Below are 22,552 nucleotides of genomic sequence, written 5' to 3'. Positions count from 1 at the left end.
CCTGACTGTAATGAGAGGTTGATGGAATAGAGATGGATCCGGCATGCGTGCTGGCCGCGACACCCGCTCGTCACGTGGCACTCGGCTCACGTTTTCCTGGGGCGTCGTCAGCGCATTTGCGCTTCAGTGCAGCGTGATCCAGACCGCCTTGCTCTCCATCAGATGATCAAGTTGTTCGGGGCCGAGGTCCTTGCCGAAGCCGGACGCCTTGAATCCGCCGAATGGCATTGACGGATCGATGGTGCTATGTGCGTTGACATAGACTGTCCCGGCGCGCAATTGCGGGATCAGCCTGTGCACGCGGTTCAGGTCATTGGAGTAGATCGCGGCGGCGAGACCGTACGGCGAGTCATTCGCCAGCGACAACGCGTCGCCGAGGTCGTCAAAGGGAGCGGTCACTAGCACCGGGCCGAAGATTTCTTCGCGGACTATTTTCATGTCGCTGCGGCAATGCGCGAAGATGGTCGGCTCGACGAAATAGCCAGGCCGATCCAGCACATGGCCACCATGCACAACTTCCGCGCCTTCGCGCCGTCCCGCCTCAATATAGGAAGCGACGCGATCCCTCTGAAGCGCGGACACGAGCGGGCTGATGAAGCAATCCCGATCGAGCCCGGGCGCGATCTTCAGCTTGCGCGTGTGTTCGATCAGCGCGCCAATGAACCTGTCGTGAATGCTGCGTTGAATATAAACCCGTGCGCCCGCATCGCAGACCTGTCCGGAATTGAAGAAGATGCCGCTTGCGACTGCCTGGGCCGCCGCGTCGATGTCGGCGTCCTCCAGCACCAGCACTGGAGACTTCCCGCCCAGTTCAAGTGTGAGACGTTTGAAGCCGCCCACTGCCGTGTGTCCGACAGTGCGGCCCACCTCGGTGGAGCCGGTGAACGTGATCTTGTCGATACCTGGATGGGCGGCCATGGCCGCGCCAATTTCGCGCCCGCGCCCGGTTATCACGTTGACGACGCCATCCGGGATCCCGGCCTCCTGCACCAACTCGGCGAAGCGAAGCGTCGACAGCGAGGTAAGTTCTGCGGGCTTGATTACCGTCGTGCAACCGACGGCGAGCGCGGCCGCCACCTTCCACGCCATGGTTTGCAGCGGGAAGTTCCACGGAACGATGACGCCGATCACTCCAATGGGTTCCTTGCGTGTATAGGCCACGTAGTCACCCGGCAGGGAGGGTTCAACCGTGCGGCCGTGGAGCTTTGACGCCCAACCGGCAAAATAGCGGAAGGTGTCGATCGTGCCTTGAACGTCGACGTCACGCGCATTGGCGACGGACTTGCCCACGTCGATCGATTCGATCTCGGCCAATTCCGTTGCGTTCGCCTCGATCAGATCCGCGAGCCGATGAAGTAGGCGCTCGCGCTCAAGCGGCTTGAGCTTTCGCCAGGGCCCACCGTCAAACTGTTTGCGGGCAGCGTCTACCGCGCGATCCAGATCCGTGGTCGTGCCCAGGGGAATGTGTGTGATCACGCCCGTGGTGGACGGCTCGATCACCGCGCAGGATTCCCGGTCGCCTTGCGGCACCCAGGCACCGCCAATAAACATGCTCTGCGGCTTGGTGAGAAAGCGTTGTGTCTCTTCCCGGACGCCAAACTTCTCCAGGTACTTTTGTACGACGGGTTCCATAATTGTCTCCTGACTTATATATAGATTGAGTGCAACCCGGCCTCTCATGGGCCAGTTTCATGCACGTGTGTGCACCCGTTCCTGCAACGCCTGGCGAAGACCTCGCGGGATCGCCGGGAGGGTCAACCGTTCACAAACGACCGGGGGTCTATCGATATAAACGTGGCTTGTGGCAACGCGGCGTTTAGAGAGACTATGGACGACATGTCCGGAGGTAAAAATCACGTGAATCAGATGTTCATATCGGGAATGTCGAAGCAAACTGTGCGACGGGGGCGACAACGGTGATCCAGTTGCAGGACGTGGACCTCAAACTACTAAGGGTGTTCATGACGGTGGTACGGTGCGGCGGTTTTTCCGCCGCCCAGGCGAGCCTGAACGTCAGCCAATCGACGATCAGCGAGCAGATGACGACGCTCGAAACGCGCTTGGGGCTCAAGCTTTGTGAGCGCGGGCGGAGCGGATTTCGCCTCACCGAACACGGTGTGGCGACTTACGAGGCGGCGCAGCGGTTGCAGGTGGCGGTGGAAAGCTTCTGTGTGGATACCGACGCGCTCAAAAAGCACATCTCAGGAAAGCTGTACCTCGGCATCATCGACAACACGGTAACCGACTCGGCTTCGCCGCTGCCGCAGGCACTTCAGACGTTCGTGTCGAGGGGGCACGACGTGCATCTGGATGTCTATGTCGGCACGCCTGCCGAACTGGAGGAGCGTGTGCTGGATGGCCGGCTGCACATCGCTGTTGGGCATTTCCCGCTGCATGTGCCGGGGCTGACCTACACGGATCTCTATTGCGAACCGGACGGCCTATATTGCGGAAAAAGTCACCCGCTCGCCGGCAGCTCGCCAGCCGATATCGCGCTCGAGCCGGCCATCGCGTCCAGCCGTGTTGTAGCGCGAGGCTATCTGCAGCAGCACGACCTGCAAATGCTCAAGGTCAGTAAAGCCGCAGCAACTGTCGACAATATCGAGGCACAGGCGATCCTTATCCTATCGGGCGCGTACATCGGATTTCTGCCGATTCACTATGCTGCCCGATGGGTCGCGCGCGGCGAGATGCATCGGATATGCCCGGACCAGTTCGGCTCGCAGTGGCCGTTTTGCGCGATCATACGGCGGACCGCGGTACCGCCAACCATCCTGCAGGTTTTCATGATCGACCTGATGGAAAGCTACCGCAGGGTCGCCCAAACGGCGCGCATGGACGGCGTGAGCCCCTAAGGTTGTACCGACGCGAGGGGCGTCGGCTCGCCGTTTCGATAGGTATAGATGGTGATGGGTGAATCCGTGAGATCGCGATTCTTGTCGAACCGGTAGTGGCCGGACACACCCCGAGAATCGATTTTCGCCAGCACAGCGCGGTATTGGGCCGGTTCGATCGAATTGGCCTTGGTCATCGCTTGTGCGACGATGTTCACGCCATCGTACAAGGCAGCGCTGTAGGTCAGCGGATCGGTATGAAAGCGTTGCTTGTAATCCGCCTTGAACTGGCGCCCCTCCGGTGTTTGATCGAGAACGGGGCCGCCTTGCGGGCAATACACGCGCGTGTCGACCGCGTCGCCGCCAAGTTTAGCCAGTTCGGCATTGCACATGGCGTCGCCGCCCAGCAGGTAGCCATTCATCGCGAGGCGCTTCATCTGCTTGCGCAGCGCGCCAGCCTGGGCGTAGTAACCGCCGTAGAAAATCCCTTCCGCCTGGGTGCCCTTGACACGCGTGAGGATCGAGTCGAAGTTGGTCGCTTTGTCGGTCGTATATTCCCGATCCACAATCTCGATACCGTTGGCTTTGGCTGCGTTAATAAATTCGTCGGCGAGACCCTGACCGTACGCTGTCCGATCGTCGATCACGGCAATACGCTTGACCTTCAACTCCTTTGCCGCAAATTCGCCCATGCGGCTGCCAAGCTGTGTGTCGCTGGCAGAGATGCGAAACACGAACGGATAGCCGTGTTGCGTGATCGACGGGTTCGACGCGACGGTCGCCATCACGATTCCCGCGACATTCACCAGGTTTGAAATCGGAATCGCGACGCCCGAATTGAAAGGCCCAAAAATGACCTTCACATTGTCGTCGAGCAGGCTTTGCGCAACCGTCATCCCGGTACGCGGATCGGCGGCATCGTCTTGCGAAACCAGTTCGAAGCGGGTCTTCTGACCGCCGATCACGAGCCCTTCCGCATTCAGACGCTCGATCGCCATCCTGACGCCGTTTTCGTCGTCCTTGCCAATGGCGGCCTGCGGGCCGGTCAAGGGTCCGGTCAAACCGATCTTCACCACCTGCCCGCCCGCCGTTGCGTGAATCGACACCATGCTCAAAGCGGCTGCTGTCAACCAGCTTGCACCTGCGACCAATTTTTTCATCGTGCTCTCCTCAAATCGTGACGTATCAAATCGCCCTGCCGCCGGAGGTGGCGAACGCGTTGCGCTTTGGCCTGGAAAATATCCCATTGGCGCTCCGCTGCCCGTGCGCATTCACGGAACCTTGGGCAGTGGAGTTGACAGCAATTCTGTGTAGCCAAATTCCCCAATAAAATGCACCATTGATGAAATACATTTCGGTAATTTCCGAAGTAACAGAGGGACAGCGCGATGCAAGTTCAGGACACGGATCTTAAGCTGTTGCGGATCTTCGAAACTATCGTGCGTTGCGGCGGCTTCGCCGCAGCGCAACCGATTCTCAACATCGGCGCGTCGAGCATCAGCGAATACATGTCGCAGCTGGAGACACGCCTCGGACTGCGACTGTGTGAGCGCGGACGCGCGGGTTTCCGGCTAACAGACGAAGGGGCGGAGCTGCACGCCGCCGCGCAACGTCTGCTCGGTGCGGTCGATACGTTTCAAATGGAAGCCGGCGCGTTGCGCAATCAGCTTTCTGGTGTGTTGCGCTTCGGCATGATCGAAGCAACCTTGACCGACAAATACTCGCCGCTGCCGGCAGCGATTCGGGAATTCGGCCAGATGGCGCCCGACGTCCGCCTGCATGTGCAGATCGACACACCAGGCAGCATGGAGCAGCACGTGCTGGACGGGCGCCTCCATCTGGCCGTGGGGCCATTTCCCGCGCAGATTCCCGGTCTCGACTACTTGCCTCTCTATCGGGAGGAGCAGGGGCTCTACTGCGCATCGACCCACTCGTTATACGAGCGGGCGAGTGGCCGTGTCCCAGTGTCGGTACTCAGCAAACAGCGCCTTGCTGCGCGCGCTTACCTCGGCAGCCAGGAACTCAAGCTGCTGCACATGGCGCAGGCCGCAGCCTCGGTCGACAACGTCGAAGGCCGCGCGATGCTCATCCTGTCGGGCAACTACATTGGCTTTCTGCCGCCTCACTATGCGCAGCCTTGGGTAGACGACGGTCTATTGACCCGCATTGATCCCGAGCACTACGTGACGCATCTGGATTTTCAGATCATCACGCGCAAAGGAGGCGAATCGGCGCGGGTCGTGCAGGCCTTTTGCAACCAGCTGCGGGCTGCGGCCAAGGAGGTAAGCCGCACCGCGCGAAACGGCAAATAGTTAACGGGAAAGGTTTCGTTTTACTTTGCGTTGATGCATCACGCGGCCAATCGTGTTCAGCAGCAGTTGCGCAGCCAGGATCGAGGTCGAACCCGAATGGTCGTAGTCGGGCGCGACTTCCACGAGGTCGATGCCGATCACGTCACCCTGTTCAGCAAGGCCCGCGAACAGTTCGAGTCCCTCGTAGTACAGCAGACCACCGTGGCTCGGTGTACCCGTGCCTGGCGCGATCGAGGGATCGAAACCGTCGATATCGATCGTCAGGTAATAGCGCACGCCCTTCGGGATGCGGTCCAGCACACCCTGAATGCCGAGGCGCCGGAGATCGCGCACCGAAATAATGTCGGAGCCCATCTCGCGCGCCTGGGCGTAGCCCTCGCGCGCCGTCGACGACACGTTGCGAATGCCGATCTGCGTCATGCCCGACACCACGCTTTTCTCTGCCGCGCGCCGTAGCGGGTTGCCATGGCCGTGCCGCACGCCATGACGCTCGTCAACGAAATCGAGGTGTGCGTCGATGTGAACGATATGAAACGGCTGCTGGCCTTCGAACGCGTTGATGCACGGAATGTTGATCGAATGATCGCCGCCCATCACCACCGGCAACGCGCCCGCCGCCAGGATCTTGCGCACGCCGTACTCGATGTTTGCGTGGCTCTTTTCCGTGTTGGTGTGCACCATGTCCGCGTCGCCGATATCGACGATACGAACTTCGTCGCTAGGCAGATAAACAACATCGTCTTCGAAGTCGTATGCGCCGCCGTGACCGAACGAGAACAGGGTCGACGCATCGCGAATCGAACGCGGGCCGAACCTTGCGCCCGCCCGCCACTGCGTCCCGCAGTCGAAGGGGGCGCCCATCACCGCGACGTCCGCATCGATCTTGTCCCAGTCAAGACACAGCGGAGACTTTGCGAACGTGCAGATTCCAACAAAGGGCAAATTAAGCCGACCGGTTTCGTAGCTGTTTTCAGACATGATTGCCTTCGTCCTGTTATTGGTTCAGATATGCGGCGCACCGGCCGCCCTCTTCGCCGCTGCGGCGTCGTCCGTTGTGACGGGCCAGCGGTGCATCTGGAACGGAGTCTAGGCAAACAAATTCAACGGAAAAATGCCAAAAATCAGAAATACACTTCGAGATAGTCCGAAGCGATCTTCGGAGGTAGGCAGAGCGCGATTGGGCCGGTCACGTACAAGAGCAGGAAGTTGACTCGCCCATTTGAAAATACTTGCTGTCGTTTCTTTGAACGAGTACCCTCGCGCTGTTCTATAACGAAGCACGGGAGAGATCGTCCACCCGCGACGACGCCGACGGAGCAACCGCCCCGGAAACTCTCAGGCAAAAGGACCGTGCAGCGAGAACATCTGGAGAGCGGCGCGTGCGCGCCCACCGAAGGGGAGCTATTACCGTAACCGGTTCTAGCGAAACTCTCAGGTACATGGACAGATGGGGCATTGGTGCCGGTAAACATCGGCCGGCGATGCTCAACGAACACTGGACCATGTCATGTCCCAAATTGCCATCATTGGCGCCGGAATTACGGGCGTCACCACTGCTTACGCCCTCGCTCGGCGAGGTTACCGCGTCACCGTTCTCGAACGTCATCGCTATGCGGCAATGGAAACGTCATTTGCCAACGGCGGACAACTGTCGGCCAGCAACGCTGAGGTCTGGAACAGCCGCTCTACAGTGCTGAAAGGCCTGCGTTGGATGTTTAGGAGCGACGCACCGCTCCTCATGAATCCGCGGCCGAGTTGGCACAAGTACAGCTGGATCGGCGAGTTCCTGCGCCAGATTCCGAACTATCGCAGCAACACCATAGAAACAGTGCGGCTAGCCATCGCTGCGCGCCAGCATATGTTCTCGATCGCTGAGCGGGAACAAATTGATTTCGACCTTGAACGACGTGGCATCCTGCATTTCTATGCCACCCGTAAGGAGTTCGAAGCGGCGACGAAGGTCAATGCATTGTTACGTGAGGGCGGCCTTGATCGGCGCCCGGTGACGCCTGACGAAATCCACGCCCTTGAGCCGGCGCTTCATGGGCAGTTCCACGGGGGCTTCTTCACCGAGTCCGATTCGACCGGCGACATTCATAAGTTCACGCGTGGTCTTGCGCAAGCCTGCGTGCGTTTGGGTGTCGAGTTCCGCTACGACACGAGCGTGCAGTCCATCTCCGAGGCTGCGGACGGTGACCTGAGGATTGCATTCGCGCGCGAAGGTCAGCCTGATACGGATATCTTCGACCGAGCAGTAATTTGTGCAGGCGTCGGAAGCCGTGCTCTAGCGGCGTATGTAGGAGACCACGTGAACGTCTATCCGGTGAAGGGCTATTCGATCACGGTTTGCCTGGACGATACAGGAAGCCAGCAAGCCGCACCTTGGGTCAGCCTACTAGACGACAACGCCAAGATTGTAACCAGCCGTCTCGGCGTTGATCGCTTCCGTGTTGCCGGAACGGCTGAGCTGAACGGCATAAACCGTGACATCCGCTCGGATCGGATCCAGCCCCTCGTCGATTGGACGCGCAATCATTTCCCGGACATGTCGACGGCGCGCGTCATTCCGTGGGCCGGCCTGCGCCCCATGCTTCCGGGCATGTTGCCCAAGGTTGGCCCCGGGCGTCGACGCAACATTTTCTACAATACCGGACACGGGCATTTAGGGTGGACGCTCTCGGCAGCGACTGCGGAAGCTGTTGCGGAACTCGTAGCCGGTAGTATGCCAAACTTAACGAGCGTGAAGCCCGCGACAAAGCGAAAAGACCTGCCGGTCAACGTCTGATAAGCGCTTGGACCAGCCGTTCGAGTGACGGCTCTCTGCAATGCGCAAGCGTCAACAACTGGCCGAATCTTGCCTTACTGGAATATCGGCCCAGAATCTCGACCTTTAACCATGGATATGCACACTTCGACCGCGAGGAGAGAAGTGTGCATCGTACCTTGTTGAGCGTAATCTGAGCATCGCACAAGCACTGGCTCTTGCGCCGCACTCGTGACGGGATGGCAAGTGCTCGGCAACATGACCTGCGCAACGCTGTCGCACCGATGCGGTCAAATTGTCAAAGCTCCGGTAGCTGTGGCATTGGAGGCTTCATGAAGGCGCGATATGCGATGATGTTCGCGGCGGACCGCGATCCATCATGGCGCGGTCCCTGCTTAATGCACGAATCTGGATGTCATAACCGACATGCGAAACGCGCCATACATCAAAAGCCGGTTGCTGATCGTCGCGGCATTCGCGTTGCCCGCGTTCGTGTTCACGGCTGTAAGTCGACGGCGACGCCGTCCGTGACCGCGCCGGGGGAGATCGCCACTGACGACGCTGCGCTTGCCGCCCGGGTGAAGCAGGCGCTCGTCGCGGACCCGGGGCTGAGATCGTTGCCGATGAGCGTCGCGACGTATCGAGGCGTCGTGCAGTTGTCAGGATACGTGGATTCGGAGGGACAGATTCAGAAAGCGCTTGCCGTGACGCACGGCGTGCCGGGGGTCCAATCCGTGAGCAACGATCTGCACCTCAGGCCGCAATGACGCGCGTTCGCCGGAAGTGCCGACCTGGACCCCGAGTTGCCGTGAGGCGTCGCTCTGCGGTTACCGGCGGAAATACGTGGCATTGACTGAGCAAGTCCAGCTTGTTCCGCTTCCGGAGCAGGTGCAGCTTGACGTCCCTACGAAGATCCATCCCTTGGAGAGCCAATTAACCCTGTCCTGCTCCGCAGCAGCGGTTGCAGAACGGCAAGCGTCCTGCTGGTCGCTGCCATTCCTCGAGTAGGATCCCGTGGAAGTGGTGGCCATCGCAGGCACACTAAAAATAACGATGAAGGCTATCGCGAATACTGATTTCATCCTACGTTTCCTTTGCGTGAGCGCCCCTCTCGCCACACGATTCCAGATCATGCGACAAGTCCGGCTATTTGTGGATGATTGCCGACATGCAGTTACGCAGTTCAGTGGTATTGATTTGTCGCGCCAAAACTGTCTGACATTGTGACGACGATCTTACCTTTGGCATGACCCGATTCGAGCTTGGCCGCCGCATCGGCGATGCGCTCAAATGGGTACACGCTGTCGACAATCACCTTGACCGCACCGGTGTCAACGAGGCGGGCGAGTTCGGACAAGTCCTCGCCGCTCGGGTGCATGAAGAGATAGCGGTAACGCGCTCCGTGCTGGCGGGCGCGATGCCTCAGGGAAAAGCTTGCAACCCAAAACAGCGTCCGCAACCCGAGCCCACGCCCCAAGTCCTTCGATGCCGTTTGCGGCTCGGGTATACCGGCGACCGTGACGACGGTGGCGCCCGGCCGCACAATGGCGAATGCCTGCTCAAGGGTGTCGCCGCCGAGCAGGTCGAATGCGCCGTCGAATCCCGAGAGAACCGATGCGGGTTGCTCTTGCGTGTAGTCGATGACCATGTCGGCGCCAAGCTTTCGCACCAGCGCCTCCCCACGGGGCGACGCGGTCGTCGCAACTTGGGCACCGAGGTGTTTGGCGATCTGTATCGCGAAGCTGCCCACGCCACCAGCGCCCCCGGAGATGAATATGCGCTGCCCTCTCGCGACATGCAGTTCATCGCGCAACGCCTGCAGCGCGGTGAGCCCGGCAAGGGGAATGGCGGCAGCGGTTACAAAGTTGAGGCTCGCGGGTATCGCGGCCGCATGCTCTTCCTCGACGAGCGCGAACTGGGCGAACGCGCCCATTCTGTTCTTGGCAACGCGTGCGAACACCCGGTCGCCGACGCGAAAGCGACGCACCTGGTCGCCACACACGATCACCTCACCCGCCAGTTCGTTGCCGAGCACGGCTGGTAGCCGATAACGCTGAACAAGTCGCAGGTCGCCCCTGCGCGTCTTGAAGTCCACAGGGTTCAGGCCTGCGGCGTGAACGCTAACGAGCAGTTGCCGCGAACTGGGCTTGGGTAGGGTACTTCTTCCAGGCTCGCGAGTTCCGGGCCGCCGTACGCCTTCAATACGAAAGCCTGCATCCGTTGGGGCATGGTGGTCGACGGCGTCATTGGCGCGTGCCGCCCGCTGAACTCACGCGCTGCCAGTCGCAAGGCAAAGTTACTTCAGGTGAATGAGGACTGTTCCCTCCGATATCTCAGGTGCGCCCACGCCCGTGCTTCCGGCGTTTTTCGCGATCCAGTCCTTCGCCTTCTGCACGCTTTCGTCGGTGCCTGTCTTGTCCTGGCAAACAGTCACCGAGAATCCGCCATCGCCGCTGCGTGCGAGGGTGTAGCCGACAAAGCCTTTGACCGAACGCATCAGCTCTTCGACGTCAGCCGTGTGCTTCTCCAGCAGATCGAACAACTCCTTTGCACCCTTTCCGGAAAATCTCCTTATAACAGTTTGCATGATTGCATCCTCCTGTTTGACCAGCGAGACGAGCATGCCGCACGAACAATGTGTGCAGCGTGTAACTGCTCCTCCCGACGGCGTGTAGCGCATTGAAGTAATTGAGAAGGCCGCGCACATGACTTCCGCGACCCATACCAAGTGTAGTAACTGTACCGCCGTAGTAAACCTGAGAAGCGGTGCAAAATTCTGGTCCCTTCAGCCAACGGCTGCAGTTGGCCGATTTCTGCCAGATCCCCGGCTAGTGTTGATGCACTTAATTCGTGCACGGGAATCCTTGGCACAGTAACGACGTTCAAGAGCCCTGGATACGGCGGTACGCGTTGTAGTGTCGGAGGGCGCCTTGCTTGTCCCCTCGGAGTTCTTTGAGTCGTGCAAGGTTGTAGTGCGCATCCGCGTAGTCTGGCTCAATCGCGAGGCACTTTCCGTAACCGTTCAGCGCATCCTCGGCGTGATCTAGCTCCTCCAGCGCAACGGCGCGGTTGAAGTGAAGCTGGCAGTCGTCCGGGAAGTATTCCAAAGCCCGGTCAAACACTGCCAGCGCTTCTTCGCAGCGTCCCTCTTCACACAGGAGAACGCCCAGGTTGGTGTAAGCGCCGTAGTGCGCCACAGGCAGCAACTCCACGACTTTCCGATAAGCATGCTCGGCCCCCTGTCGGTCCGTGGCAGTCAGTTGCTCACCTAGCTCAAACCATTCCTCGGCCTTGATGTGAGCGTCCTTTGCGCTGCGAGGGAAGCTGTCCAGAAACGCAACGTCACCTTTCAGGGGAGCGACCTCAAAATCGAGCAGCAGCTGGCCCGACTCAGCTTCCCATTGGTCGGCACCTAACCGCACAGCAATTGTGTTGCCAACGGCGGTAATTCGGTAGACCTCAGTACCGTCACGCCTCCGTCAATGAGACTCAACGTCACCTGCCAGCCATTGCTAACCCGCGAAAGACAGAAGTCAGTTAGCAGGCAGCCAGCGCGGAGGTTACCCGCGATTTCCTTGGTGACGTAAGCGATAGGCATCGGTTGACTGATCCATTTAACGTTGCGAAGTGTGAGAGCCCTGGGATGGATGGCTGGCGGCGCAGCGCGTTCGAACGCGCAGGGTCCGTTACCGGACCCTGATCTTAACGGCCTCCGCGACAAGAAATTTAGTGCACGCTTAATCTGCGTCAGGAAGCATTTTTCGGAGTTCGCGCGCTGTCCCGGCCAGCGCTTTCACACCACGTTGCAAAGACTTATGCCCACAGCCGATCGGCGACGATGTCGCGCCAAGGACTGCTTGCAAAGAACGACACTACTTCGAGTCGGAGACCCACCAGCCGATCCGTCCTGCCCGCCCTCGCCTTTGCAACAGCTGGTTACCCCCGATAAGCAGAGGATTCTTGGTGAAGCGGGAACGGCACAGTGAGATATCCGGGTAGACGGCGAACGGGCCGTTTACGCTTCGCCAAAAATTCTTTGAGCTAAGCCGCTCCGACCAGCAGATTCACTTGCCGCGAGCGCCACGACAGCACTCGGCCGTTACCGCTCGCGCCACAGTAAGCGTGTTACTCGCGATCACGGGCCGGCACCTTGCTCCAGCCTGGACCCGGGTCAAACGACTTCGTGGCCTGCGCTTTGGCTGCACTCCCGGGTCCGAGGTCCCGCTCATAGACCTGCCCGGCATGGCTCACCATGAAGCTCTTGATCCCGGTGTCTCCGTATTTCACCGGCCATGCGATGACGGCAAACCCGCCGAAGAGCTTGCCGCGCACGACGTAATCGTAGGCGCCACCTGGGGCGTGTGGCCCCTGTGACTCGAGCAGCTTGTAGTGGTACCCGTAGTAGCCGGCATTCTGCGCATTGCGCGAACTGGCATTCACGAACGCCTCGCCGAGCGGACTCGGGTTGTCATCCGGTCCGGCAGGCCAGTACAGACCGTCGTGTTTGCCCGGCGAGCTCACCATCTTCGAGGCGTAGGCAAGCACACCCTCGCCGTCGTGATTGGTCTGCGCATACTCGCGTTGCGCATCGTAGATCACGAGCATTATCTGAATAACGGCCAGTTCATCGCGGCCGATGCGCCGCAAGCGCATTACTTCCGCGCCCGCGTGCGTGTCGAAGTGCCATCCCTGGTCGGTCTTGACGAGTGGAATCGGGAACGTCCAGCCGTTGTCGCCCACGACAATGTGGGCATGCCGGGCGTCCGTCGGCTCGATCGTATGGGACTTGGCCCACGCCGCGACAAACGTATCCCGCACCTCCGCGCCGACGGGTGGAATCAGTTCACGAAAGTCATTGCCGAAGATCGTGCGCAACGCGTCCTCGCGATCTTTCAGGACGGCGTCGCCGAAGGCGCCCATCGCCGCCTCCGGAGAGCTGAAGTTCTTTTGCGCATAAACGGAAGTCGTCATTGCGACCGACAGGACGGTTGCGGCGGTGAGGCTCGCGAGTGTGGGCGTCACCCACTTCCTGAAAACACGTGATTGGATATCCATGGTTCCCATCTCCTCAACGCCTGCCGCCGCCGCGTCCACCGCCGCTACGCATGCCACCGCCGGAAGGCCGGTTAAAGCCTGAGCCCTGCATGCTCGATCTTCCGCGATCGTAGCTGCGCTGCGTCGCGCCGCCGCCCGCGCCTACGCCCGAGAAGGAGCTGTCGCGCCCGCCGCCACTGTAACCACCGCGGTTGCCGCTACTGACACGGTTCAGGTCGCTGGTGGTGCCGCGATTCGATGCACTCCCCCGGTTCGCCGCGGCGGAGCGGTCTGCCGTCGCCGCCCGATTGCCGCCGGCTGATCCCCGGTCAGCGGTAGTGGCGCGATTGCCTGCGCCTGCCCGGTCGGTTGCCCCGAACCCGGTATCGGTACCGCGCCCGCGATACTGCGAACGCCTGTCGGCACCCGGCGCCTGGCCGGCAAATTTATCGCGGGTGGCATTGTCCCGATAGGCGACGCCCTGGCGATGGCCTGCATCATGCTGCCAGCGACCTCCCTGTCCCTGGACTTTGCTGCGATCGAAGTTGCGATTGATGTTCGCGGCCTTGTCCACGTTGATGTTGACGTCGCCGCCCCCCCAGTTGCAGTCGCTGAAGATCGCACCGGCAGCTGCGAGACCGATGCCCCAGGCAAATCCCGTCGCGAGGGCCGCGCCGGGGTAGTAACCGGGATAGTAAGCGGGGTACGGAGGCCAATAGGTTGGCGGATAGGCCGGATAGCCCCATCCACCATAGACAACCGTCGGGTTGTAGGCTGGCACATAGATCACCTCGGGGTTTGCGGGCTCGATGCGCACGATGGTGGTCTGGCCGCCTGCCGGCGCGGGCTCGACTATGACCTTCTGCTGCTCGTTCGATTTCAGGTTGCCCGATTCCTGCGCGCGTGCCCGCAACCGCTGCACAGCAGCGAAGACCTCTTTTTGCTGCGCAAGAAAAGCGTCCCCTAGCTTCTGCGTCCAGTCGAGCTTGTCACTCATCGGCTCGAGTATCTGCGGGAACGCCACCAGCGATTTCACACTGGTGTCCCAAGGCTGATTCTCCACCGCCTTCACGGCGGCATCGCCCTTCACGTTAGGATTCGCTTTTACCCAGCGCGCCGCGTGCACGATCTCCAGCGGATAGGTCGACGCCATCAATACCTGCGACAGCACGGTGTCCGGGTAGAGCGCGATCGGCGCGACCAGGGCCTCGATCTCCTCTGACTCGAATGGCGCAGGGTTCTGTGCAGGGCTCTGCGGAGGAGCCTGTGCAGGGATCTGTGCAGGCGTCTGTGCGGGGCCCTGCACAGAACTCTCGGGGCCACGATCCGCACAAGCTTGATTGATCACTGGCAAAATCAGCCACAGAAAAACTGCTTTCGCCCATCGTTTGTTCCAGTGAGTCATGGCCCCTCCTTGCGGCAGGTTGTTGACGCGGAAAACGATGCGTTTGTGACAGTCACGTAACCGGACGGCGCGATCTCATGTTGCTTCTCGATAGGTTCGGCCGACTCTTCGGCTATCCTAGCGTAGTTCATGTTACTTTCAAAACAACCGTCCTGATTCGATGCCGGTCACATAGCGCATGCCCGGAACCGCGCCGACGATCCGGTCCTTCCCGCCGGCATACTCGGTGGTCGAGCCGAGACTGCCACCGAAAAAGTCAGGTAACGAGTTCGACAAATCCATCGGACTGGCGATGGTACTCTGGATCGCTAAACCCATCACAGACGCAGGCCAACGATCAGCGTATGCGTGAGCGGAATCCACTTGAAGCCACGTGCGGCATACACGCCGTAATTCTGGGTCCCGCCGAGACCCGTCCGCGCGAACTGCGTCTCGAATTCGGCGAAGCTGCCTGAGCCCGGGTAGAAAATGTTGTCGCGGGAATCGTAGTCGAGAATGAGGCTCCCGGCGCCAATACGCTGTCCTTCTGGAACTTGGCCACGTCACCCGGAACGTTGCCACCTAGCGAAGCTGGATGAAGAGTCGAAGAAGACATAGCGCACGCCCCCATAAGTGTTCACGAGAAATTGACTTGAAATCTGGTGCCGTATCCGCCGAGCAGCTCAGCGAGTTCAGCGTCGATGGTTTCCTTGGTCCACGTGACGAAGCGTCGCCAGTGGTATTTGAAGTGCTTCCAGACGATCTCGATCAGATTCAGCTCGGGACTGTACGGCGGCAGATAGAACAGGAGTGCCTTGTGTTCGAGAAACCAGCGGTCCAGTGTGTCCTGATCAATGCTGTGATGGATGCTCGCGTTGTCGAGCACGATCACAGTCGGACGGCCATCGCCCTTCCGGATCAGCGAGTCGAGAAATTCGACGACATCAGGGCCTTTCACCGTTCTGGCGCTGGCGGCGTAGATGAAGCTGTTCTTACCGGAATCAAGCGCGCCCACGACGCTGCGCTTGCAATGGCTGTTGGGCTCGATCCTGTGGGGCAATCCCCGTGGTGACCAGCTTCGCTGAACGGGCGGCGCTGCACGGAAGCCTGCCTCGTCGAAATAGAACAGGCGGCACTGACCGTCGCGCGCGGCACATTGCAGCTTGCCGAGCGTATCCGCTTTCAACTGGAACTCCTCTTCGTTGCGCTTTTTTTGAGCGCGTAGCGATTGCGTTTGAACGAGAAGCCTTCGCGCTTGAGTGCCTCACCGAGCGTTTCGATCCGGCATGGCAGCGGTTCTCCGTGAATGGCCTGCACGCGTTGTCCAATCTGCGCAAGGGTCAACGACTCGGTTCGCGCCACTTCAAGGGCCGTGGTGATCATTGCGTCAGACAATGCAGGCGGACGGCCTCCGTTATGGCCACCCATCAGACCGCACACGCCGCTGTCGCGCCATGCGTGCGACCAGTTGTAGACGCTCTGTCCGCTCACACCAAGCTGCTCGGCAATGACCTTGGGCTTGATCCTGCGCCCGAGCATCAGCAGGCCCGCCGCTCGCGTGCGCGTGTCACGATGCCTGTGATTGATCGACAACTGTTGCAACGTCATTTCCTCGGCCTCGCTCAGTTCTACGACACACTTCATCCGCTACCCCGGCGTCAAGAAGGCGCCAGGTTAGCGAAATTCAAACAGATTTACCAGGAACACTTACCAGCGGCTATTCCCGATACGCACGAGAAATTGCTGGAGCAACCGTTGTCACACGTTTGCAATATGGAATTATGGTCGCTGATTTTGCGATTTAGCTGCCTGCCGGCGCGTTGATTCCGTCGCACGCCAGTAGCGTTTCGCAGGCCCTGCCTTCGGCAGACATGTCGCTAGTACTAGGACCAAAGTCCGATATCTCCAGTATAAGTTACTGCATATATTTAGATTTGCGTACAGCGAGCCGCGATCACACCTCCAGCCCTGGTAACCATCACGCTTCTCAATGGGGACACACCACCGCCACGCTGCTGTGAGTGCCTCAAATTCTGTCCGGCAATTGAATTGGGTGCGACAAAACCCCAGGAAACGGGTGCGAAGGAGACCGATCGTGATTCCATACTCGCTGAAGGCGCCGACGATCCCCATTCCATTTAATAAGCTCCTAAAGATCGTGGCAATTGTCGATCCGGACAACGCGCAGACCAAAGAGCTGCTCGCCGAAATCTCTGCGGAAAACTTCCGCGTCGAACTTGCCCGCGACCTTAAGCGGAATGTAGACGAGGACGCGGACGTTGGCGCCTATATCATGCTGATCGATGGCGACCGTCGCGAGACCGCCCGCGAGTTCGCACAATCGGTGCGAGCGCTAGGCTTTCGTACACCGCTATGGGCGCTGGCCGACTCGCACCGCCTGTCGGACCTCGCTGTCGTTGGCGGGCTCGGCGAAGTCGACGGCTATATCTATCTCGGACAGCAGACGCCCACGTTTTATGCGAAACAGGTGACGGCAAGCCTGACCAAATACGGCATGAGCCTGCTGCCCCCGTTCTTTGGCGGGCTCGTCGCCTACGACGCCGAAGCCAATATTGCATTCGACTGCCCCGGGCACCAGGGTGGCCAGTTCTACCGGAAGTCGCCCGCTGGGCAGCTGTTCTTCAAGCACTTCGGCGAAGCCATCTTCCGCAATGACCTGTGCAACGCCGACGTGGGACTGGGCGACCTGCTCATTCACGAAGGCGCTGCCGCCGATGCGGAACGCCACGCCGCAGCCGTATTTGGCGCAGACCAGACCTACTTCGTCCTCAATGGAACCAGCACGTCCAACAAGATCGTGACAGGCGGTGTGCTCAAGCGTGGCGATCTTGTGCTGTTCGACCGGAACAATCACAAGTCTCTGCATCAGGGCGCACTGGTTCAGGCTGGGGCGATTCCGATTTTCCTTCCGACGGCGCGCAACGCATTCGGCATGATTGGCGCTGTCGACTGGCAGGCATGGGACGAAGACTATCTGCGCGAGCAGATCCGGAACAGTCCCCTCGTGAAGAATCCCGAACGCAGTCAGGCGGAACGTCCGTTCCGGCTTGCGTGCATCCAGCTGGCAACCTACGACGGCACGGTCTACAACGTGCGCAAGGTGCTCGAAAAAATCGGTCACCTGTGCGACTACGTGCTCTGGGACGAGGCGTGGATCGGCTACAACGCATTCCATCCGCTGTTCGAAGATCACAGTCCGATGCGGCTGAGCGGTCTGACGGCCGAGATGCCGGGTTTGTTCTCGACACAGTCAGTCCACAAGCAGGGCGCCGGTTTTTCCCAGGCCTCGCAGATCCACAAACGCGATGATCATATCCGGGGCCAGCAGCGTTACATCGAACACAAGCGCTTCAACGAGTCCTTCCTGATTCACATCAGCACCTCGCCGTTCTATCCCCTCTTCGCGTCGCTCGACGTGAATGCGAAGGTCCATGAGGGCAAGGCCGGCGAAATGCTGTGGGACGGCTGCATCGACCTGGCGATCGAGGCGCGCAAGAAATTCCGCGAGTTCGTGCGCCACTATGAGACGGTTGGCGCGAGCGCTCAGGAACAATGGTTCTTTGACCCGTTCGTGCCCGACGTCGTGGATATCCGGAATTCGAACTTCATGCCCGACGCGTCGAACGTCGCATGGGAGGATATTCCGACTGACGTCATCAAGCACGAGCAGCAGTGCTGGGAGTTCCGCCCCGCGGCGACCTGGCACGGCTATACGGGCTACGCCGACGGCTATGCGATGGTGGATCCAAACAAGCTGAATCTGCTGACACCCGGCATCGACCGTAAGACAGGCGAGTATCTGGATTTCGGCGTGCCCGCGACGGTCGTCGCGAACTACTTGCGCGAGGAAGGAATCGTCCCCGAGAAGTGCGATCTGAACAGCATCCTCTTCCTGATGACACCAGCAGAGGACGCAAGCAAGCTGAACACGCTGATCGCGCGGTTCGTCAAATTCAAGAACCTGTGGGATCGCGACGCGCCACTGGCCGAGGTGCTGCCGACCCTTTACGCGGCACACAGCGAGCGCTACGAAGGCTATACGCTGCGTCAGATCTGCAATGAAATGCATGGCTTCTATCGCGAGGCAAACGTCAAGAACCTGCAGCGGCTGTGCTTCCGCGCCTCGAGCTTCCCGGAACTCGCGATGTCGCCGGAAGACGCGTACGAAGCGCTCGTCGCGAACCGGGTCGATTATGTGCCGCTCGATAGTGCTCACAACCGCATCTCCGCGACACTCGCGCTGATCTACCCGCCAGGAATCGGCGTCGTACTCCCTGGCGAACGTTGGGACGATCGTGCAAAGCCCATGCTGGATTACTTCATGGCGTTCCAGGAATCGTTCAACCGCTTCCCAGGCTTCAACTATGAAGTGCAAGGCGTCTTCCAGGAGCGGGAAGAGAGTCGCATCCGGTTCTATACGTATGTGGTCCAGGAATAGGCGATAGACATCACCAAGGAGGTGAGCGCCATGAATGACCAACCCAAGAAGATGAACGTCGTGCAACTGACCTTCATCGTGACCGTCAATATGATGGGCTCCGGGATCATCATGTTGCCTACGAATATGGCGAAGGTCGGGGCGATCTCGCTGCTGTCGTGGGTTGTCACGGCCGTGGGGTCGATGGCTATCGCCTACGGCTTCGCCCAGGCGGGCATCCTGAACCAGCGGGCTGGCGGCATGGCCGCGTACGCAGAGGATGCCTACGGAAAAGCCGGGTATTTCCAGGTTTTTTTCCTCTATTTCCTGTCCGTCGCGATCGCGAACGTCGCGGTCGCCAGTTCCGCGCTTGGCTATCTCGCGGCCTTTTGGCCGCCCCTGACGTCGTCCCCGATTGCCAGCTGCGTCGGCGTGATTGCGCTCCTGTGGATCACCACGGTTGCGAACTTCGGCGGCCCCAAGCTGACGGGAAGCATCGGCTCCGTCACGGTATGGGGCGTGATCCTGCCTGTCGGGTTCATATCCATCGCAGGCTGGTTCTGGTTCCGCCCCAGCCTCTTCGCAGCCGCCTGGAACCCGCAGGGGATGAGCCTGCTGCAGGGTATGGGCTCGAGTATCTCCCTGACGCTGTGGGCATTCCTCGGCATGGAATCGGCGGTACAAAACTCTTCGGCCGTCGAGAATCCGAAACGCGATGTGCCCCTCGCGTGCCTGCTCGGCACCCTGGGTGCCGCAGTGATCTACGTACTGTCGACCACCGCGATCCAGGGCATCGTGCCCAATGCGGATCTCGCGAAGTCGACGGGGCCATTCGGCCTTGCGTTCGCGCACATGCTTACCCCGGCGATCGGTTCGCTCGTGATGGCGCTTGCCGCGATGGCGTGCGTCGGTTCGCTGCTCGGCTGGCAGTTCACGCTGGCGCAGACCGCGAAGGATGCCGCCGACAGCAGCATGTTCCCGCCGGTTTTTGGTAAGGCCAACCGGATGGGCGCACCGATTCCTGGCATGATCATCATGGGCATCGTCCAGTCATTGATGGCGCTGTCGACGATATCGCCGAATCTCGCCGAACAGTTCGCCGCCCTGGTCAACCTGGCGGTGGTCACCAATGTCCTGCCCTACATCATTTCGCTCTCGGCGCTGTTCGTGATGATGCGGGAGGCAGGTACCGAGCCTGCGGCGTACCGGCGCAATGCTGTCGTGACGGTCATCGCGATGGCGTACTCCGTCTACGCCCTCTATGCTTCGGGCAAGGACGCCGTGCTGGGCGGCATGCTGGTGCTGGCCATCGGCTACATTATCTATGGGCTCATAGCAGCCCGCCGGTCATCGCGCGCTGCAAAGGCAGGCAAGCCCGTGATCGCGGCCGCCAGCATTATCGCTTTCATAGTCCTGTGCGCGCCTTCGCCACGCTCCGTGCACGCGGCTGAGGCAGGTGCTGCCGCGCCGGCGGCTACGACGGGAGCGCTGGCCCGGATCAAGCAGGCAGGAAAGGTGAACATAGGCTTTGTCGCCGGTGCCCGGCCTTACGTGTTTCTGGATAACAGCGGTGGTGCCGACGGATACTTCGCGGCGCTGTGCAATAAACTTGCCGACAAGGTAAAGGCTGATCTGTCGTTACCCGCACTGACCGTTAACTGGACGATGGTAAAGCCAGAGGATCGCTACCGCGCGGTACAGGACCACCGTGTCGACTTCCTATGCGGTGACGCGGACACGTTGACGGGACGCGAGTACATCAACTACTCCATTCCCGTCTATCCCGGTGGCATTGCGGCGCTTACGCGCACTGACGCGTCGACGGGCCTGAAGGAAGTGCTGGATGGCGTAACGAAATCGAACCGGCCGATCTGGCGCGCATCGCCCGCGCAGGTCCTGAACTCGCAGACGTTTTCCACGGTGAGCAACTCGCCCACGCAGCGCTGGCTGGCGGAGCGTATGGGCTATTTCGAGCTGACCGCGAATGTGATTACCGCATCGAGCTATGAAGATGGCGTGCGACAGGTGCTCGATCGCAAGGCGAATGTCTTTTTTGCGGAGCGAGCGATTCTGTTGGACCAGGTTAGCCGTAACCCCGCAGGGAAAGATCTTCAGGTCCTGCCGAGGCGCTTCTCGTACGCGCCGATTTCGATTGGTGTCGCACGCGGAGACGAAGACCTGCGCCTGCTCATTGATCGTACGCTGAGCCGGATCTTCACGTCAGGCGACTACCGGGCAATCTATACGAAGTGGTTTGGCCCACCCGACGAAGACGCACAGAATTTCTACCGGCTGGTGGTTTTGCCGGACTAAGGGTCGATCGACGGCAAGGTACTATTTAAGGGCCAGTCGGCCCCTCCAACCTCAGTGCCGGAACAGCTTGATGCGTAAGCATTCCTCATTTCTGGGGTGAAGATCATCTTCGCGGCAGTGATCTTCGTGCATGGATTGCCGCTCTCACGCCTCTTCGAAGGCATTCTCACCTCTGGATCGAGGAGAATAAAGATGGGCACGGAGACAGGAAACTTTGGCGTGCATTCTGAGGCGGGCAGGCTGCGCAAGGTCATGGTGTGCTCGCCAGGTCTTGCTCATCAGCGCCTGACGCCGAGCAACTGTGACGAGCTTCTGTTCGACGATGTGGTCTGGGTCAGCCAGGCGAAGCGCGACCATTTCGACTTCGTGAACAAAATGCGGGAGCGTGGCGTCGACGTTGTCGAAATGCACAATCTGCTCGACGAGACAGTGAAGAGCCCGGAGGCCCTCAAATGGATTCTCGACCGGAAGATCCGTACGGACACCGTCGGCGTATCGCTCGCTGGTGAGGTGCGAAGCTGGATCGAGGGACTGGATTCGCGCAAAATCGCGGAGTTCCTGATCGGTGGCGTGGCTGCCGACGACATTCCGGATAGCGAGCAGAGCAACATCCTCAAGATGTACCGTGAATACCTCGGCTATTCGAGTTTCGTGCTGCCACCGCTTCCCAACACGCTCTTCACGCGCGACACGACCTGCTGGATTTACGGCGGCGTTTCGCTGAATCCAATGTATTGGTCCGCGCGCCGACAGGAAACCCTGTTGACCACGGCCATCTACAGATACCACCCCGACTTCGCGGGTAAGCAGTTTGAGATCTGGTATGGCGATCCGGATGTGGATCATGGTGCCGCCACGCTGGAAGGCGGAGACGTGATGCCGATTGGCAAGGGCACCGTGCTGATCGGCATGGGTGAACGCACGAGCCGTCAGGCCATCGGCGAACTTGCACAGAACCTGTTCGCCCGGGGCGGGGCCGAGCGGATCATCGTGGCGGGCCTGCCGAAATCGCGTGCCGCGATGCATCTCGACACGGTATTCAGTTTCTGCGACCGCGATCTCGTGACGGTCTTTCCAGAGGTCGTCAAGGAGATCGTGCCTTTCTCGATTCGCCCGGACGACAGCAACCCGTCGAAGCTGAGCGTGCGTCGCGAAGACAAGCCCTTTATCGACGTCGTGGGCGACGCACTGGGATTGCCGAAGCTGCGCATGGTTGAGACGGGTGGAAACGCGTTCGCCGCTGAGCGCGAGCAATGGGACGACGGCAACAACGTGGTCTGCATCGAGCCCGGGGTCGTCATCGGATATGACCGCAACACCTACACCAACACACTGCTGCGCAAGGCGGGGGTTGAAGTCATCACGATCACCGCCAGCGAGCTCGGACGTGGACGCGGCGGCGGCCATTGCATGACCTGCCCCATCATCCGCGACGCCATCGACTACTAAAGCACGTTACAACCTTTCTTTGCA

Annotated in this window: 17 protein-coding genes, 1 pseudogene and 1 riboswitch; of the genes and pseudogenes, 7 read left to right on the top strand and 11 right to left on the bottom strand. The window is 60.1% G+C overall.

The window, feature by feature from the left end; translation table 11 throughout:
* Positions 1-123 precede the first annotated feature (123 nt).
* Positions 124-1,632, bottom strand: a complete 1,509-nt coding sequence (locus SB772_RS29455) for an aldehyde dehydrogenase family protein (RefSeq protein WP_410836685.1) — start codon at positions 1,630-1,632, stop codon at positions 124-126.
* A gap of 284 nt (positions 1,633-1,916) precedes the next feature.
* Between SB772_RS29455 and SB772_RS29450 the strand changes: the two genes are divergently transcribed.
* On the top strand, positions 1,917-2,855 hold the full coding sequence (locus SB772_RS29450) for a LysR family transcriptional regulator (protein ID WP_410836684.1): 939 nt from the start codon (positions 1,917-1,919) through the stop codon (positions 2,853-2,855).
* On the opposite strand, the gene SB772_RS29445 is transcribed toward SB772_RS29450, so the two are convergent.
* Positions 2,852-3,994: a branched-chain amino acid ABC transporter substrate-binding protein gene (locus SB772_RS29445; RefSeq protein WP_410836683.1), complete on the bottom strand. Its 1,143-nt coding sequence runs from the start codon at positions 3,992-3,994 to the stop codon at positions 2,852-2,854. The genes SB772_RS29450 and SB772_RS29445 overlap by 4 nt on opposite strands.
* 228 nt (positions 3,995-4,222) lie before the next feature.
* Here SB772_RS29445 and SB772_RS29440 point away from each other — a divergent pair, with 228 nt between their 5' ends.
* The gene (locus SB772_RS29440) at positions 4,223-5,146 is read left to right on the top strand and encodes a LysR family transcriptional regulator (protein ID WP_410836682.1); all 924 of its coding nucleotides are present in this window, start codon (positions 4,223-4,225) and stop codon (positions 5,144-5,146) included.
* On the opposite strand, the gene speB is transcribed toward SB772_RS29440, so the two are convergent.
* Positions 5,147-6,124: an agmatinase gene (gene speB / locus SB772_RS29435; protein ID WP_410836681.1), complete on the bottom strand. Its 978-nt coding sequence runs from the start codon at positions 6,122-6,124 to the stop codon at positions 5,147-5,149.
* A gap of 292 nt (positions 6,125-6,416) precedes the next feature.
* A riboswitch (glycine riboswitch) is annotated at positions 6,417-6,507 on the top strand.
* Positions 6,508-6,653: 146 nt separating this feature from the next.
* Here speB and SB772_RS29430 point away from each other — a divergent pair.
* Positions 6,654-7,931, top strand: a complete 1,278-nt coding sequence (locus SB772_RS29430; RefSeq protein WP_410836680.1) for a D-amino acid dehydrogenase — start codon at positions 6,654-6,656, stop codon at positions 7,929-7,931.
* Between the two features lie 405 nt (positions 7,932-8,336).
* A pseudogene (locus SB772_RS29425) lies at positions 8,337-8,677 on the top strand (BON domain-containing protein).
* 416 nt (positions 8,678-9,093) lie between these two features.
* On the opposite strand, the gene SB772_RS29420 reads toward SB772_RS29425, so the two are convergent.
* The 8 genes from SB772_RS29420 to SB772_RS29385 all read right to left on the bottom strand — a co-directional run bounded on the left by SB772_RS29420 (position 9,094) and on the right by SB772_RS29385 (position 15,972).
* Positions 9,094-10,041 carry an NADP-dependent oxidoreductase gene (locus tag SB772_RS29420; protein ID WP_410836798.1) on the bottom strand — a complete coding sequence of 316 codons (948 nt, stop codon included), beginning with the start codon at positions 10,039-10,041 and terminating at the stop codon, positions 9,094-9,096.
* Between the two features lie 165 nt (positions 10,042-10,206).
* Entirely contained in the window at positions 10,207-10,497 is a 291-nt protein-coding gene (locus SB772_RS29415; protein WP_410836797.1) for a hypothetical protein, read from the bottom strand.
* A gap of 295 nt (positions 10,498-10,792) precedes the next feature.
* Positions 10,793-11,332 (bottom strand): tetratricopeptide repeat protein, encoded by a 540-nt coding sequence (locus SB772_RS29410; protein ID WP_410836679.1) that lies wholly within the window; start codon positions 11,330-11,332, stop codon positions 10,793-10,795.
* Between the two features lie 703 nt (positions 11,333-12,035).
* A complete protein-coding gene (locus SB772_RS29405; protein ID WP_410836678.1) occupies positions 12,036-12,965 on the bottom strand; it encodes a DUF2950 domain-containing protein in 930 nt (309 codons plus the stop codon).
* A 13-nt stretch (positions 12,966-12,978) separates the two neighbouring features.
* Positions 12,979-14,349 (bottom strand): DUF3300 domain-containing protein, encoded by a 1,371-nt coding sequence (locus tag SB772_RS29400; protein ID WP_410836677.1) that lies wholly within the window; start codon positions 14,347-14,349, stop codon positions 12,979-12,981.
* Positions 14,350-14,487: 138 nt separating this feature from the next.
* Positions 14,488-14,667 (bottom strand): hypothetical protein, encoded by a 180-nt coding sequence (locus SB772_RS29395; RefSeq protein ID WP_410836676.1) that lies wholly within the window; start codon positions 14,665-14,667, stop codon positions 14,488-14,490.
* Between the two features lie 298 nt (positions 14,668-14,965).
* Positions 14,966-15,514 carry an IS630 family transposase gene (locus tag SB772_RS29390; RefSeq protein WP_410836675.1) on the bottom strand — a complete coding sequence of 183 codons (549 nt, stop codon included), beginning with the start codon at positions 15,512-15,514 and terminating at the stop codon, positions 14,966-14,968.
* Complete coding sequence (locus SB772_RS29385) at positions 15,511-15,972, bottom strand: helix-turn-helix domain-containing protein (RefSeq protein ID WP_410836674.1); 462 nt, start codon at positions 15,970-15,972, stop codon at positions 15,511-15,513. The genes SB772_RS29390 and SB772_RS29385 overlap by 4 nt, the downstream gene beginning before the upstream one ends.
* Positions 15,973-16,423: 451 nt before the next feature.
* Here SB772_RS29385 and speC point away from each other — a divergent pair, with 451 nt between their 5' ends.
* The 3 genes from speC (at position 16,424) to arcA (ending at position 22,528) form a co-directional block, all read left to right on the top strand.
* Positions 16,424-18,787, top strand: a complete 2,364-nt coding sequence (speC, locus tag SB772_RS29380; protein ID WP_410836673.1) for an ornithine decarboxylase — start codon at positions 16,424-16,426, stop codon at positions 18,785-18,787.
* Positions 18,788-18,817: 30 nt separating this feature from the next.
* Positions 18,818-21,079, top strand: a complete 2,262-nt coding sequence (gene potE, locus SB772_RS29375; RefSeq protein WP_410836672.1) for a putrescine-ornithine antiporter — start codon at positions 18,818-18,820, stop codon at positions 21,077-21,079.
* Positions 21,080-21,271: 192 nt separating this feature from the next.
* Positions 21,272-22,528 (top strand): arginine deiminase, encoded by a 1,257-nt coding sequence (gene arcA, locus SB772_RS29370; RefSeq protein WP_410836796.1) that lies wholly within the window; start codon positions 21,272-21,274, stop codon positions 22,526-22,528.
* Positions 22,529-22,552: the final 24 nt, after the last annotated feature.

The sequence above is a fragment of the Paraburkholderia sp. SIMBA_030 genome, from assembly GCF_046535245.1.
In the GTDB taxonomy this organism is placed as follows: domain Bacteria; phylum Pseudomonadota; class Gammaproteobacteria; order Burkholderiales; family Burkholderiaceae; genus Paraburkholderia.
Note: the sequence above shows the minus strand (reverse complement) of the source record. Positions and strands in the feature narration are given on the sequence as shown.

Coding starts and splice junctions, on each gene's coding strand:
- SB772_RS29455 (WP_410836685.1), bottom strand. CDS start 1,632: ATGGAACCCGTCGTACAAAAGTACCTGGAGAAGTTTGGCGTCCGGGAA.
- SB772_RS29445 (WP_410836683.1), bottom strand. CDS start 3,994: ATGAAAAAATTGGTCGCAGGTGCAAGCTGGTTGACAGCAGCCGCTTTG.
- SB772_RS29440 (WP_410836682.1), top strand. CDS start 4,223: ATGCAAGTTCAGGACACGGATCTTAAGCTGTTGCGGATCTTCGAAACT.
- speB (WP_410836681.1), bottom strand. CDS start 6,124: ATGTCTGAAAACAGCTACGAAACCGGTCGGCTTAATTTGCCCTTTGTT.
- SB772_RS29430 (WP_410836680.1), top strand. CDS start 6,654: ATGTCCCAAATTGCCATCATTGGCGCCGGAATTACGGGCGTCACCACT.
- SB772_RS29415 (WP_410836797.1), bottom strand. CDS start 10,497: ATGCAAACTGTTATAAGGAGATTTTCCGGAAAGGGTGCAAAGGAGTTG.
- SB772_RS29405 (WP_410836678.1), bottom strand. CDS start 12,965: ATGGATATCCAATCACGTGTTTTCAGGAAGTGGGTGACGCCCACACTC.
- SB772_RS29400 (WP_410836677.1), bottom strand. CDS start 14,349: ATGACTCACTGGAACAAACGATGGGCGAAAGCAGTTTTTCTGTGGCTG.
- SB772_RS29395 (WP_410836676.1), bottom strand. CDS start 14,667: ATGGGTTTAGCGATCCAGAGTACCATCGCCAGTCCGATGGATTTGTCG.
- SB772_RS29385 (WP_410836674.1), bottom strand. CDS start 15,972: ATGAAGTGTGTCGTAGAACTGAGCGAGGCCGAGGAAATGACGTTGCAA.
- potE (WP_410836672.1), top strand. CDS start 18,818: ATGAATGACCAACCCAAGAAGATGAACGTCGTGCAACTGACCTTCATC.
- arcA (WP_410836796.1), top strand. CDS start 21,272: ATGGGCACGGAGACAGGAAACTTTGGCGTGCATTCTGAGGCGGGCAGG.